The sequence below is a fragment of the Sphingobium jiangsuense genome (assembly GCF_014196495.1).
Classification (GTDB): domain Bacteria; phylum Pseudomonadota; class Alphaproteobacteria; order Sphingomonadales; family Sphingomonadaceae; genus Sphingobium; species Sphingobium jiangsuense.
Map to the genome: position 1 here is coordinate 278,689 of NZ_JACIDT010000004.1, position 13,990 is coordinate 292,678.

The window sequence follows — 13,990 nt, forward strand, 5'->3', positions numbered from 1 at the left end:
GCATCAATTCTGGCGGTTTCATATCATATAGACGATCATTGAGGCCCGTTCCGCCCCGGTTTCAGGCAAAGATATGGTCGCCCAGCCGCCCGACATGCAGGGTCAGGTCGCCATATTGCTTTTCCAGCGTCAGCAGGCGGCGGAAATAATGGCTGATCGCATATTCGTCGGTCAGGCCGTAGCCGCCATGCACCTGAATGCCGTTGCGCGACACCAGCTGCCCCGCCTCGCCGATCACCAGACGCGCGGCGGAAAGAGCGGCGGCGCGCTCGGCCTCCGGCCGGTCGGCATTGGCCAGCGCATGATAGAGCATCGAGCGCGCTTGATGGGCGGCGACGAACATATCCGCCAATATATGCTGGATCGCCTGGAAGGAACCGATCGCCGCGCCGAACTGCTTGCGCTCCTGCACATAGGTGCCGCAGATCCGGTTCGCCGCCTCCATCGCGCCCACCGCCTGCGCCATCAGCGCGATCGACGCCCGGTCGATCGCCTCGCCCAGCAGTTGCGCGCCGCGAGGCCCCCGCGCCAGCAGCGCCGAGGCGGGCAGGCGGACATGCTTCAGCCGGATATCGGCGGCGCGGGTGCCGTCGATCAGCGGATAGGCTTCCAGCGCCACGCCTTCCGCCTCGACCGGAACGAGGAACAGGCCCAGCCCCTCCTCGCCCTCGATCCGGGCGGAGACGATCAGCCGCGCCGCGCCCGGCGCATCGAGCGCGAGCAGCTTCGCCCCGTCGAGGATGAAGCCGTCGCCCGCCGGGCGCGCATGCGTCGCGCCGACCTCCAGCGCCAGCGGATCGGCGCCGTCTTCCTGATGCGCCAGCGCGATCCGCAGCGATCCGTCCGCGATCCCGCCCAGCGCCTCGTCCGCCGCCGCCCGGTCGTCGGCCTGCCCCAATATATGGGCGGCCAGCACCACGCTGCTGGCATAGGGCTCGGTCGCCAGCGCCTTGCCCAGCACGATGTTGAGCAGCGCCACATCCTCGATCGTGCCGCCCAGGCCGCCCACTTCCTCCGGAACGGGCAACGCCAGCCAGCCCAGCTCGGCGAATTGCGCCCAGCGCGCTTCATCGAAGCCGAAGGGCCGGTGCCGCTGCTCCCGCCAATATTCGACGCCGGACATATCCGACAGCAAGCGTTCCGCGCTGTCGAGCAGCATCGTCTGAATATCGGATTTTGCGAAATCCATGAAAGTTCAGCTCCGTTTCAAAGCCCGAAGGCGAGCCTGGCGAGAATATTCTTCTGCACCTGCTTGGTGCCGCCGTAGATGGTCGCCGCGCGCGTGATCAGCGCGACGGTGGTGCGGCCGGGGACATAATCGGGCCACGCCTCGTCCGGCGCGGGCGGCGGCGTCGGGGCGACGTCGAAATAGCGCGCGCCCTTGAGGCCAAGCAGGTCGACCTGCAACATCGTCACCTCCTGCTGCAATTCCGATCCCCTGATCTTCAGCACCGATGCGGCGGCGGCCTCCGGCGTTTCCAACTCCTCATGCGCGAGCACGCGCAGCACCGACCATTCGAGCGCCAGCAGGTCCGCCTCCAGCCGGGCGAAGCGCGCGCGGATCGCCGGATCGGCGCTCAGCGGGCGGCCGTTGCGCCGCTCGCCCCGCGCGATATCCTTGGCGCGCGCCAGCTCCCGCTTGCTCCAGTAGATGAAGCTCGACGTCGTGCGCTCATGCTCCAGCAGGAACTTGGCGTAGGTCCAGCCCATGCCCGGCTCGCCGATCAGCTGGTCGGCGGGCACCTCGACATTGTCGAGGAACACCTCGCACAAATGGGCCTCGCCGTTGATCTGCGGAATCTGGCGCACGGTGACGCCGGGCGTGTCCATCCTGATGATCAGGAAGGAGATGCCGCGCTGCGGCTTCACCGTCTTGTCGGTGCGGACGAGGAAGAAACCCCAGTCGGCATGCGCCGCGCCGCTGGTCCAGATCTTCTGGCCGTTGACGACATATTTGTCGCCCACCAGCTCGGCCGAGGTGCGCAGCGAGGCGAGGTCCGACCCGGAGCCCGGCTCGGAAAAGCCCTGCGCCCACATCGTCTGCCCCTCGCGGATCATCGGCAGGAAGCGCTCGCGCAGATAGGGCGAGCCATAGCTGTAGATCACCGGCCCCAGCATATGGGTGCCGCCCCAGTCGAATTCCGGCGCGTCGGCGGCGTAGAGCTCCTCATTGAAGATGAACAACTGCATCGGCGTCCAGCCGCACCCGCCGAACTCCACCGGCCAGTGGGGAACGGCGCGTCCATGTTCGTTGAGGATGCGCATCCAGCGCAGCTGGTCGGTCACATCGGCGTTGTTCGCCACCTTCCGGCGTTGCCGCTCCCGCATGTCGGGGGGCAGCACGTCGTTGATGAAGCCCCGGATTTCCTGCCGGAAATTCTCCAGTTCGGGGTCGAGACGCAATTCCATCGGATCCGCTCCGGTTGTTATGCCTGCTTTGCGCAGGGGGACAGCTCCCCCCATGACTCCCGGAAGGAAGCGGCGCAAGAAGATCGCCCCATTCCATCATCAATGCGATGGCTTGCCCACGCCTTTTGACAAGAGTGGCAGGGATGATAGCCCTCGGTCCATGTCTCCCCAGCCGCAAGCCGCCGACAGCCTCATCTGGATTTCCGGCGCGACCGAGGGCATCGGCCTCGGCCTGTCGCGCACCGTGCCCTATGATCGGGCGCGGATCGTCAACCTGTCCCGGCGGCGACACCCGGAGCTGGAAAGCCATTATCTCGATCTGGCCGACCACCGCAGCCTGACGGCCGTGGCGGAGCATTTCCTGCGCGAGCTGGCCGCCTTTCGCGGGCAGCGGGCGATCTTCATCCAGAATGCGCATTTGCGCGGGATGACCGGCTTCGCCGCCGAAACCGGTGCGGAGGACGTCGCCCGCGACATCGCCGCCAATGTCGCCGCGCCGCTCCTGCTGGGCGACGCTTTCCTGCGCGCGGTCGTGGAAAGCGGCTACAGGGGCGAGGCCGGGCTGGTGATGATGTCGTCGGCGGCGGCCCGTTCGCCCTATGAGGGCCAGTCCATCTATTGCGCGGGCAAGGCGGCGCTCGAAATGTGGGTGCGCGTCGTGCGGCGGGAGAATGAGCGGCGCGGCCGGTCCCATATCTGGGTGACGGCGGTGCGGCCCGGCTTCGTCGACACCGGGCTGACCCGCCATGTCGCCGCGATGGCGGACCGCGACTATCCGGTCGCCTCCACGCTGCGCGCGCAGCTGGTGGCAGGCGGACAGGCGATGGACGCGGACAGCGCCGCGCGGCAGATCTGGGCCGCGCTGCCCGCCCGGCAATCGCTGCTGCTGTTCGGCGAGCAGGTTCAGGTCGAGCAGCCCGGCGGCGGCTGATCCCGGCTGGCTGATCCCGGCCGCGCCGTACCTTTCAGCGCGCGTCGGCCAGCACCATGTCAGCGCCTTTTTCCGCGATCATCATCGTCGCCGCATTGGTGTTGCCGGAAACGACATCGGGCATGACCGAGGCGTCGATGACGCGCAGGCCGGTTACGCCGTTCACCTTCAGCTCGGCGGAGAGCACCGCGTCCGGCGCCGTGCCCATCGCGCAGGTGCTGGTCTGGTGATAGCCGGTCGATCCGGCCGCGCGCGCGAAGGCGAGCAGCGCCTCGTCGCTTTCCAGCGCCGCGCCGGGCGTCAGCTCATGGTCGTAATAGGGCGCGAGGGCCGGGCTTTGCAGCACCCGCCGCGCCCAGCGCAGGCTCGCCACCTGCGCCCGCTGGTCCGCCTCGGCCGAGAGGAAATTGGGCCGGATGGCGGGCGGCTGGCGGAAATCGGCCGAGCGGATGTGGATGGAGCCCCTGGATTGCGGCCGCATCACATAGCCGCCCACGGTGATGCCGGGCTCGCTTTCCATCGTCATCGCGCCATTTTTCGCCAGCGCCTCGAAATCGACCGTGGCCGGGCTGGCAAAGAACTGGATATCCGGCAGGTCGAGCGCCGGGTCGGATTTCAGAAACGCGGTGAGGTTGGACCCGCCGAGCGCGAGCAGGCCGGAGCGGGTGAAGGCGAAGCGCAGCATCTGGCCGACAAGGCGCAGGCCGCGCGACATTTCGTTGAAGCCGGGCGAGCCGGGCTTCATGCGCGCCCGCACCATCGCGGCATAATGATCCTGGAGGTTTTCGCCCACGCGCGGCGAATCGGCGACCACCTCCAGCCCCAGCGCGCGCAGCCTCTCGGCATCGCCGATGCCCGACAGTTCGAGCAGCTGCGGCGAGTTGATCGCCCCGCCCGCGAGGATGACCTCGCCCCGCGCGAGGATGCGCCGCCGCGTGCCGCCGCGATAATAGTCGACGCCGACCGCCCTTGTGCCGTCGAAGACGATGCGCGCGGCGTGCGCGCCCGTCACCACCCGCAGATTGGGGCGGGACATGGCCGGGTGCAGATAGGCGACGGAGGCCGACACCCGCAGGCCGCGATAGGCATTGAGCCGCACGCGCGCCACCCCTTCCCGCGTGGTGCCGTTGAGGTCGGTGGCGACCGGCGCCCCGGCTTCCTCGAAGGCGCGGGTCATCACGTCCAGCATCGGATGGCGCATCGGAATGTCGCTGATGTACAGCAGCGCGTCGCTGTCGCCGGAGGCGATATCCTCGCCATGCTGCCGCTCGATCCGGCGGAAATAGCGCTCCGCCTCGTCCCAGCCCCAGCCGGTCAGGCCGCGTTGCCGCCAGCCTTCATAATCTTCCGGCAGGCCGCGCACCCACAGCATGCCGTTGATCGAGGAGGAACCGCCCAGCACCTTGCCGCGCGGGAAGAAATGCTGCCGCCCGTCGCTGCCCGGATCGGGCTCGGTCACGTAGTTCCAGTTGACCCTGGGGTCCTTCAGCATCTTGGTGAAGCCCGCCGGCACATGGATGTTGAGCGCGCTCAACATCCGGGCCGGGTTGAGGAGGTGGCGGCTGGGCCGGTCGTCCTCGCCCGCTTCCAGCAACACGACCCTGTGCCGTCCGCCCGCGCTCAGCCGATTGGCCAGCACGCATCCGGCGGAGCCCGCGCCCACGATCACATAATCGGCCTCCTCGGCCGATGCGGCACCGGATTGCAGGCTCTGGTTCATCTCACATCCTCTCTTTCGATCCCTGCCCTTTTGTTGCCCGGTCCGGGGCGAGGACAACGGCTTTTTCGCCCGCCGCGCCGATCATCACTCTTATGATGGCTGCAACAAGACGGTCGAAAAGCGATGGCCGCTCGCGTTATGTCGGGGAACCATAAAATGGAAAACAGGTGCGAGGACAGGATATGGGAAGGCTTTTCTCTCTTGAGGGGCGGACCGCGATGGTCACCGGCGCGTCGCGCGGGCTGGGCCATGCGATCGCGCTCGGCCTTGCCGAGGCGGGCGCCTCCCTCATCCTCGCGGCGCGCGATGCGGCCAAGCTGGAACAGACGGCGGAGGAAATCCGCGCCATGGGGCGGGAGGCGCGCACCATCGCCTTCGACCTGGGCGATCTGGGCGCGGTGCAGGCGGCCATCGACCGGCTGATCGCGGAAGGCGCGCGCATCGACGTCCTCGTCAACAACGGCGCCATCGGCGGCTGGGGCGCGCTGCACGAATCGACGCTGGATCACTGGGAGACGATGTTCGACGTGAACGTGTCCTCCATGTACCTGCTCTGCCGCGATCTGTCGCGCGGCATGGTGGACCGCAAATGGGGCCGCATCATCAATTTCGCCTCCTATGTCGCGGACCGGGGGCGACCCAATCTGTCGGCCTATACCGCCAGCAAGCACGCGGTGCTGGGCCTGACGCGGGCGATCGCCGCCGACCTCGCCCCCCATGGCGTGACCTGCAACGCCATCGCGCCGGGCTTTTTCGATACCGACATGGCCGCGCCCACCGTCGGCCATCCGCAGCGGGCGAAGATATTCCGCGACGCGATCGCGCTCGGCCGGTTCGGCGACCCGGCCGAAATGGTGGGGCCGGTGCGCTTCCTCGCGTCCGAAGCCTCCGGCTACATCACCGGCCATATGCTGCCGGTCGACGGCGGCGTCGCCAATATTCTTTCCCTGCCCGTGGTCGTCGAGACCTGAGCTTCTCCCCTTCCCTTTCACAAGGACGGATTTCATGACCGAAACGCTCGTAAACCTCGCCAGCCCGGACAAGCTCTTCATCGGCGGCGGCTGGCTGTCGTCCGCCGGGGACGGGGGCGTCGACATCATCTCGCCCGCGTCCGAGGAAAGCGTGGGCCGCGTGGCGATGGCGACGCGGGAGGATATGGACCGCGCCGTCGCGGCGGCGCGGCATGCGTTCGACCATGGCCCCTGGCCGCGCCTGGGCGGGGCGGAGCGGGCGGCCTATCTGCGGCGCATCGCGGCGGAAATGGACAAGCGGGCAGACGATTTCGCGCGGGCCTGGTCGTTGCAGGTCGGCATGCCCTACAGCCAGTCGTCGCAGACCGCGCCCTATATGAGCGGCTATTTCAGCTATTATGCGGGCCTTGCCGAACAGGGGTTCGAGGAAGTGCGCACGCCGATGATGGGCGGCCATGCGATCGTCGTGCGGGAGGCGGTGGGCGTCGTCGTCGCCATCGTGCCGTGGAACGCGCCGCTCGCCACGCTGGCGCTGAAGGTCGCGCCCGCGCTGGCGGCGGGCTGCGCCGTCATCGCCAAGCCCTCGCCGGAAACCCCGCTGGAGGCGCTGATCCTCGCCGAATGCATCGCGGCGGCGGGCGTGCCGGAAGGCGTGTTCTCCGTGCTGACCGCCGACCGGGAGGTGTCGGACTATCTGATCCGCAAGCCGGAAGTGGACAAGGTCAGCTTCACCGGATCGACCGCCGCCGGGCTGCACATCGCCTCGGTCTGCGGCGGGCGGATGGCGCGCGTCACCACCGAGCTGGGCGGCAAGTCGGCCGCGATCGTCCTCGACGATGCCGATATCGGCACGGTCGTGGCGGGCATCATGCCCAATCTCGTCGGCCTGTGCGGCCAGCAATGCGCCGCCTTCAGCCGCATCCTCGTGCCCTCGGCGCTGAAGGACGCGGTGACGGGCGCGCTCGCCGCCGCGATGCAATCGGTGACGGTGGGCGATCCGTTCGATCAGGCGACGCAGATGGGGCCGCTCGTCACCCGCAACCAGCACGGGCGGGTGCTGGGCTATATCGAAAAGGGCAAGGCGGAAGGGGCGCGGATCGTCACCGGCGGCAACCGGCCGTCCCATCTGCCCAAGGGCTGGTTCGTCGAGCCGACCCTGTTCGCCGACGCCAGCAACGGCATGACCATCGCGCGCGAGGAGATTTTCGGCCCGGTCGGCACCGTCATCGCCTATGACAGCGAGGAAGAGGCGATCGCCATCGCCAATGACAGCATCTACGGCCTGTCGGGCGGTGTGTTCACGCAGGATCCGGACCGCGCCTATGCGATCGCCCGCCGCATCCGCACCGGCAATTTCGGCCATAACGGCCGCGTGATCGACTACACCATCCCCTATGGCGGCTTCAAGCAGTCGGGCGTCGGGCGCGAGGGCGGCGTGGAAGGGTTGCACGGCTTCACCGAGGTGAAGGCCGTGTTCATGGCCGAACTGCCGTCGCACCTGCGCGCATGAGCACCGCGAGCACCACCCCGATTTCCGGTCCGACCCCCGGTCCTGCGGCTTCGGCCCCGGCAACGCCCGCACAGCCCCTGCCGGACGCGGGCTGGCCGGACAATTACAGCGCGGTCACCGCCTGGTGGTCGGTGCTGCTGCTGATGCTGTTCCAGATCGTCTCGATGATCGACCGGCAGGTGATGTCGGTGCTCATCCCGGAAATGCGCGCCGACCTCAACCTCAACGATTTCCAGATCAGCCTTGTGCAGGGGCTGGCCTTCGCGCTGTTCTACGGCGTGATGGGGCTGGTGATCGGCGGCATGGTCGATCGCTATTCGCGGCGGAAGATCATGTTCGCGGGCATCTTTCTCTGGTCGCTGGCGGCGGCGAGCACCGGGCTGGCGCGCAATTACGGCCAGCTGTTCCTCGGCCGCCTGATGGTGGGCTGCGGGGAGGCCGCAATCGCGCCTGCGGGCCAGTCGCTCTTGTCGTCCATCTTCCCGCGCCACCGGCTGACGACGCCGATCGCCTGCTTCACCGCCGCGGGCGTGGCGGGCATTTCGCTGTCCTATGCGCTGGGCGGGAACCTGCTCCAGCTGTTCAGCCATTCGCCGCTCGGCGGCCCGCTCGAAGGGCTGGCGCCGTGGCGGCAGGTGCTGATCGTCACCGGCCTGCCCGGCGTCATCGTCGCGTTCCTGGCCTTCGCCATTCGCGAGCCGATCCGCCGCTCGGCCGCCCCGCTCCGCCCGGACGCGGCGGGCTGGGGCGCCTTTTTCCGCTATATCGGCGCCCATGCGCGGCTGATGATCGGCATCATCCTCGGCTCCGCGATCCTCGCCATGGCGATACAGGGCACGATGATCTGGACGCCGACCTATGCCCGCCGCGTCCTCGGCGTCAGCCCGGCGGAGATCGGCACGATGATGTCGGTCGCGGTGGCGCTGGGCGGCATCGTCGGCGGGCTGAGCATGGGCATGCTGATCGACCGCCAGTTCGCGCGCGGCACGCGCGACATGGCGTTGCGCCTGCTCTCCGGCTTCAGCCTCGTCATTCCACCCATATTGGCCCTCGCCTTCCTGGCGGGCGATTTCACGCTGCTGTTCCTCGCCGTGACGCTGATGATGATGACGATGGGTGCCTGTTTCGGCCCGACCATGGCCGCCGTCCAGATGATCGCCCCGCCGGAGATGCGCGGCCGCTTCGCCGCGCTGACGGTGCTGGCGTCCAACCTGTTCGGCTATGCGCTGGGGCCGATGCTGATCGGGCTGCTGACCGATTATGCGTTCCGCGATCCGATGAAGATCGGCTATGCCATCATCGTCGCGATGCTGGTCGCGGGGCCGGGCTGCGCCTTCCTCGTCTGGCGCGCGCGGGGGGATTTCCTGCGGCTGCTCGACGCTTCATCCCCGCGCTGACCGTGACACATCCTTATCCAAGAGACCGCTTCATGACCACGACCATCCCCGCCCTTCTCCGCGACGCTGCCCAGCGCTTCGGCGGCCGCCCCGCCCTCGTGTCGCAACAGGACGGCGCGATGAGCTATATCGAGCTGGACCGGCAGGCCGATCTGGTGGCGAAGGCGCTGATCGCCGACGGCGCCCTGCCCGGCGACCGCGCGGCGATCTGGGCGCCCAATATGTGGGAATGGATCGCCGCCGCCGTCGGCATCCAGCGCGCGGGCGGCGTGATGGTGCCGCTCAACACCCGGCTGAAGGGGGGCGAGGTCGCCGACGTGGTGCGCCGCGCGGGCCTGTCGCGCCTGTTCGTCATCGGCCCCTTCCTCGGCCGCTATTATCCGCAGATGCTGCGGGACGAGGCGATGCCGGGCCTGCGGCGGCGCATCGTGCTGCGCGCCACGCCCGACCAGCTGGGGCCGGGCGAGGAGCGGTGGGAGGATTTCCTCGCGCTCGCCGGACAGACCACGGATGCGGCGCTGGCGGAGCGCGAGGCGGGCGTGACGCCCGACAGCATCGCCGACATCATGTTCACCTCCGGCACCACCGGCGCGCCCAAGGGCGCGATCTTCGACCATCGCCGCTCGCTGGGCGGCGGCCGGGCCTGGGCGAATATCTCGCGCCAGACCGCCGAGGATCGCTATTGCGTGTTCGGCCCCTTTTCCCACAACGCCTCCTACAAGGCGGGCTGGGTCGCCGGGCTGATGACCGGCAGCACCCTCTATTGGCCCGAAGCCTATGACGCGGTGTCGATCCTCGACCTGATCGCCGGCAACCGCATCACCGTGATGCCCGCGCCGCCGACCGTATTTCAGGAAATGCTCGCCCACCCCAACTGGCGCGACTGGGACATTTCCAGCTATCGCTTCCTGTCGACCGGCGCGACGGTGGTGCCGATCGAACTGATGAAGCGGCTGCGCGCCGAAACGCCGATCCGCGAGATCACCACCGGATACGGCATGACCGAATGCTGCGGCTCGGCCACCCACACCCGCCCCGGCGACAGCATGGAGCGCGTCGCCTATACGGTCGGCACCGCGATCGCGGGGACGGAAATCGCGATCGCCGGGCCGGACGGGCGCAGGCTGGAGCCGGGCGAGCAGGGCGAGGTGCTGATCCGCGACGACAAGCTGCTGATCGAATATCTCGACAATCCGGAGGCGACCCGCGCCACGCTGGATGCGGACGGCTGGCTGCATTCGGGCGATGTCGGCTATCTCGACGCGGACGGCTATCTGAAGCTGACCGACCGGCTGAAGGACATGTACATCGTCGGCGGGTTCAACGTCTATCCGGCGGAAATCGAAAAGCAGATGTCCGGCCTGCCCGGCATCTTCCAGTCGGCGATCATCGGCGTGCCGGACCAGCGGCTGGGCGAGGTCGGCCATGCCTTCATCGTGCGCGCGGACGGCTCCACCCTCACCGCCGAGGAGGTGATCGCGTGGAGCAAGGCCAATCTCGCCAATTACAAGGTGCCGCGCGGCGTCACCTTCATCGACGCGCTGCCGATGAACTCGACCGGCAAGGTCGTCAAATACGCGCTCCGGCAGATGCTGCAATCCGACTGAGGGAGGGGACCGCCCGTCATGAAGCCATTCCGCATCGACGTGCCGCAGGCCGTGCTCGACCGCATCCAGGCGAAGCTGGCCGACAGCCGCATCGGCTATATGCCCGACGACCCGGACCAGTGGAAATATGGCATGGACGCGCGCTATCTGGCCGAGCTGGTCGACTATTGGCGCACCGGCTATGACTGGCGGGCGGAGGAGGAGAAGCTCAACCGCTGGCCGCAATATCGGGCCGAGGTGGACGGCGTGCCGATCCATTTCTACCACGTCCGCAGCCATGCCGACCGTCCCATACCGATCCTGCTCACCCATGGCTGGCCGGGTTCGGTGGTGGAGTTTCAGGCGGTCATGCCGCTGCTGGCGGAGGCGGGGTTCAGCCTCGTCGTGCCCTCGCTGCCCGGCTTCGGCTGGTCCGGCAGGCCCCGCCTTCCCATCGGCCCGGCCACCATCGCGCGGATGTGGCGGCGGCTGATGGTCGATATCCTCGGCTATCCCCGCTTCTTCGCGCAGGGCGGCGATTTCGGTTCCGCCATCACCGCGCAGCTCGGCATCAGCCATGCCGATGTCGTGGCGGCGATCCACCTCAACTTCTTCATGGCGCCGCTGCCCGGCCCGGACGCCGATGCCGAGCTGCTGGACTATTGGGCCGCGGTGCGCGCGACGATGGAGGTCGAAAGCGGCTATCATCACGAGCAGGCGACCAAGCCCCAGACCATCGGCCTCGCGCTGCACGACAATCCGGTCGGCTGGGCGGCCTGGGTGGTGGAGAAGTTCCAGCGCTGGGGCGACACCGGCGGCGATATAGAAAGCCGGTTCGACAAGGATCATCTCATCACCAACCTGATGAGCTATCTGGCGACCGATTCGGTGATGTCGTCGTTCTGGATCTACTATGCCACCGCGCAGGAAAGCCGGGAAAACGGGCCGGTCACGGCACCGACGGCGCTGGCGAAATTCCCCGGCGAATTCTACCCGATGCCGAGCCGGGCGCTGGCAGAGCGGCAATATGACCTGCATCGCTGGACGGAGATGCCCTCCGGCGGCCATTTCGCCGCGATGGAGGAACCGGAAGCCTTTGCGCGCGACCTCATCGAATTTTTCGGGGACGGGCAATGGACGGCGTCCTGATCCGAGAGGAGCCGACCGCAGGGGTGATGCTGCTGACGCTGAACCGCCCCGGCCGGCGCAACGCGCTCGACCTCGCGCTGACCGATGCGCTGATGGAGGCGTTCGGGGAGCTGCGATCCGACCCGCGCTGGCGCTGCGCCATCCTCACCGGCCGGGCGCCCGCCTTTTGCGCCGGACTGGACCTCAACGCCTTTGCCGCGCCCGATGCGCCGCGCGGCCGGGTGACGGAGATGATCCGCTCGATCGCCGCGCTCGGCAAGCCGGTGATCGCCGCGGTGAACGGGGCGGCCTATACCGGCGGGCTGGAAATGGTGCTGGCGAGCGACTTCGCGCTGGCCAGCGAGGAGGCCCGCTTCGCCGACACCCATGCGATGATCGGCGCGCTGTCGGGCAGCGGCATGGGCGCGCGGCTGCCCCATGCGGTGGGCGCCCGCTTCGCGCGGCAGATGATGCTGGCCTGCCAGCCGGTCGACGCCGCAACCGCGCTGCGCGCCGGGCTGGTCAACGAAGTGCTGCCGCCCGACCGGCTGCTGCCCCGCGCGATCGAGGTCGCGGCGGCCATCGCCGCCCACGATCCGGGACTGATCGCCATCGCCCGCGACGTGATCGATCGCGGCACCCATGCGACGCTGGCCGAGGCGCTGACGATCGAGACGGAAGCGCTGGAAAGACGCAAGGCGGCGGGCGCGATGCGCTGGACCCGCTAGGACGGACCGACATTCAGCCCTGACGGCCTGCAAATGGCGAATTTCCGCGCTTCCGGTGCTCACGACCCTTTAGGTCGCTGCGCTCCGGGTCGCAAAATCCACCATGTTGGCCTGCGGCCGTCTGCGACTCCGGCTCGTCATCTTCTGAATGTCGACCCGCTCTAGGAGGGATCAAGGGGACAGGCACCGCGGCCCCTCCCCTTCGTCCGTTCAGATGCCCCAGACCTGCGCCGCGTTCTCGCCGAGGATCTTGCGGGCGGCCGCGTCGCCCACCTTGTCGTATATGCCCTTCAATATGGCGTCGCTATTGCCCATCACCCCTTCCGGGTGCGGATAGTCGGTCGACCACATCACCCGGTCGGCCCCGATGCGGCCAATATTCTCCATCGCCACATCGTCTTCCATGAAGGTGGTGTAGCAATGGTTGAACCAGTACCAGCTCGGCTTGTGCGCCAGCTTGGGCCGCAGTTCGGACGCATAGTCGCGCGCGACCTTGTCCGCATTTTCGAGCGTGCCCGCCACCCAGCTCGCGCCGCCCTCGGTGAACACCACCTTGAGGCCGGGGAAGCGGTCGAACACGCCGGAAAAGACCAGCTGGCCGAACAGGCCGGTGAACGGCATCAGATTGGCGTTGAGATTGGCCCCCAGCGAGCCCCGGCCGCTATAATGCAGATAGGCGCCGATGTGGAAGGACAGCGGAAAGCCGCTTTCCTCGATCGCCGCCCACATCGGATCCATCGACAGGCTGTTGTAGCGCACGCCCTTCGGGTTCACCGGAATGTCGATCGCCTTGTAGCCGAGGCCCTTCAGCTTCTGGAGATAGTCCTTCGTGCGGTCGGGCCAGAAGAAGGTGGGCAGCAGCGCGACGGGGAACAGCCGGTCGGGCGCGGCGTCCTTCCATTCGGCGGCCCATTCGTTGCACACGTCGACGCAGCGGAACCAGAAATCCTTGTCCGGCATGCGGATCAGGCTGTTCAGCCGGCCATGATAGACGATGGCCGCGTCGATCCCTTCCGCGTCCATGTCCGCCAGGCGCTTGTCCACCTCCCAATAGCCTTCGCGGCCTTCGGGGAATTCCGGCGGCAGGCCGGGCACGTCGTAGGACTGGCCGTCGACCGTCAGATGAAAGCCCGTCTCGTCCTGCCAATATTTCGGCGCGCGGTCCTTGTCGGCGCCCTTCAGCCGCTCTTCCCACAAATGGGGTATTTCCATCAGATGGTCGTCGCTGGAAATGACCCGCAGCCCCTCCGGCCTTTTCCATTCCGACGGGGGAATCACGCGATCCCTGGGCCACGGCGTAGCCGAGACGATACTCATTTCTTTTCGATCCTTAGCTTCGCGCGCATTGGCTCCATCATATGCGCTGCCTGACAGTTTGCGTTCGGCTGGTTCGCCGGGTTGGAACGCTTCCGATTATCCGTTGGTCCGCGGGGCGTAGCAAGCAACTGTGCGGCGGCGGCGAACTTGTTCAGAAATGCGATGAGTTGTGCTGCCCCTCTTGTTTATGCGGCGAGCGGTCAAAACAGTCGTTATTATGTCCCTATATAAAATAGTGCGTTCGAATTTTGCCCGATTATCGTTCAACGGCCATTGTCATAAGGTCGAGGGAC

General features: G+C 67.6%; 11 protein-coding genes. 7 read left to right on the top strand and 4 right to left on the bottom strand.

Annotation, left to right across the window (positions count from 1 at the left end; translation table 11 throughout):
- Positions 1-61: 61 nt before the first annotated feature.
- Together GGR43_RS07995 and GGR43_RS08000 are read right to left on the bottom strand one after the other, a co-directional pair.
- Positions 62-1,189, bottom strand: coding sequence for an acyl-CoA dehydrogenase family protein (locus tag GGR43_RS07995; RefSeq protein WP_188071433.1), 1,128 nt, complete (start codon positions 1,187-1,189; stop codon positions 62-64).
- Positions 1,190-1,206: 17 nt separating this feature from the next.
- Positions 1,207-2,409: an acyl-CoA dehydrogenase family protein gene (locus GGR43_RS08000; RefSeq protein WP_188071434.1), complete on the bottom strand. Its 1,203-nt coding sequence runs from the start codon at positions 2,407-2,409 to the stop codon at positions 1,207-1,209.
- A 160-nt stretch (positions 2,410-2,569) separates the two neighbouring features.
- On the opposite strand from GGR43_RS08000, the gene GGR43_RS08005 reads away from it, so the two are divergent.
- Positions 2,570-3,340, top strand: a complete 771-nt coding sequence (locus GGR43_RS08005) for an SDR family NAD(P)-dependent oxidoreductase (protein WP_188071435.1) — start codon at positions 2,570-2,572, stop codon at positions 3,338-3,340.
- A 34-nt stretch (positions 3,341-3,374) separates the two neighbouring features.
- Here GGR43_RS08005 and GGR43_RS08010 read toward each other — a convergent pair whose 3' ends face one another.
- On the bottom strand, positions 3,375-5,060 hold the full coding sequence (locus GGR43_RS08010) for a GMC family oxidoreductase (RefSeq protein WP_188071436.1): 1,686 nt from the start codon (positions 5,058-5,060) through the stop codon (positions 3,375-3,377).
- 182 nt (positions 5,061-5,242) lie between these two features.
- Between GGR43_RS08010 and GGR43_RS08015 the strand changes: the two genes are divergently transcribed.
- Genes GGR43_RS08015 through GGR43_RS08040 form a run of 6 tightly spaced genes read left to right on the top strand, consistent with a single transcriptional unit; the run spans position 5,243 to position 12,380 of the window.
- Positions 5,243-6,031 (top strand): SDR family NAD(P)-dependent oxidoreductase, encoded by a 789-nt coding sequence (locus GGR43_RS08015; protein ID WP_188071437.1) that lies wholly within the window; start codon positions 5,243-5,245, stop codon positions 6,029-6,031.
- 34 nt (positions 6,032-6,065) lie between these two features.
- Entirely contained in the window at positions 6,066-7,541 is a 1,476-nt protein-coding gene (locus GGR43_RS08020; protein WP_188071438.1) for an aldehyde dehydrogenase, read from the top strand.
- Positions 7,538-8,938, top strand: a complete 1,401-nt coding sequence (locus tag GGR43_RS08025; protein ID WP_188071439.1) for an MFS transporter — start codon at positions 7,538-7,540, stop codon at positions 8,936-8,938. The genes GGR43_RS08020 and GGR43_RS08025 overlap by 4 nt, the downstream gene beginning before the upstream one ends.
- 32 nt (positions 8,939-8,970) lie before the next feature.
- Positions 8,971-10,545: an AMP-binding protein gene (locus GGR43_RS08030; protein WP_188071440.1), complete on the top strand. Its 1,575-nt coding sequence runs from the start codon at positions 8,971-8,973 to the stop codon at positions 10,543-10,545.
- An 18-nt stretch (positions 10,546-10,563) separates the two neighbouring features.
- On the top strand, positions 10,564-11,673 hold the full coding sequence (locus tag GGR43_RS08035; RefSeq protein ID WP_188071441.1) for an epoxide hydrolase family protein: 1,110 nt from the start codon (positions 10,564-10,566) through the stop codon (positions 11,671-11,673).
- Positions 11,658-12,380 carry an enoyl-CoA hydratase-related protein gene (locus GGR43_RS08040; protein WP_188071442.1) on the top strand — a complete coding sequence of 241 codons (723 nt, stop codon included), beginning with the start codon at positions 11,658-11,660 and terminating at the stop codon, positions 12,378-12,380. The genes GGR43_RS08035 and GGR43_RS08040 overlap by 16 nt, the downstream gene beginning before the upstream one ends.
- A gap of 210 nt (positions 12,381-12,590) precedes the next feature.
- Here the strand turns inward: GGR43_RS08040 and GGR43_RS08045 are convergent, their stop codons facing one another.
- Positions 12,591-13,697: an amidohydrolase family protein gene (locus GGR43_RS08045; RefSeq protein ID WP_188071443.1), complete on the bottom strand. Its 1,107-nt coding sequence runs from the start codon at positions 13,695-13,697 to the stop codon at positions 12,591-12,593.
- Positions 13,698-13,990: the final 293 nt, after the last annotated feature.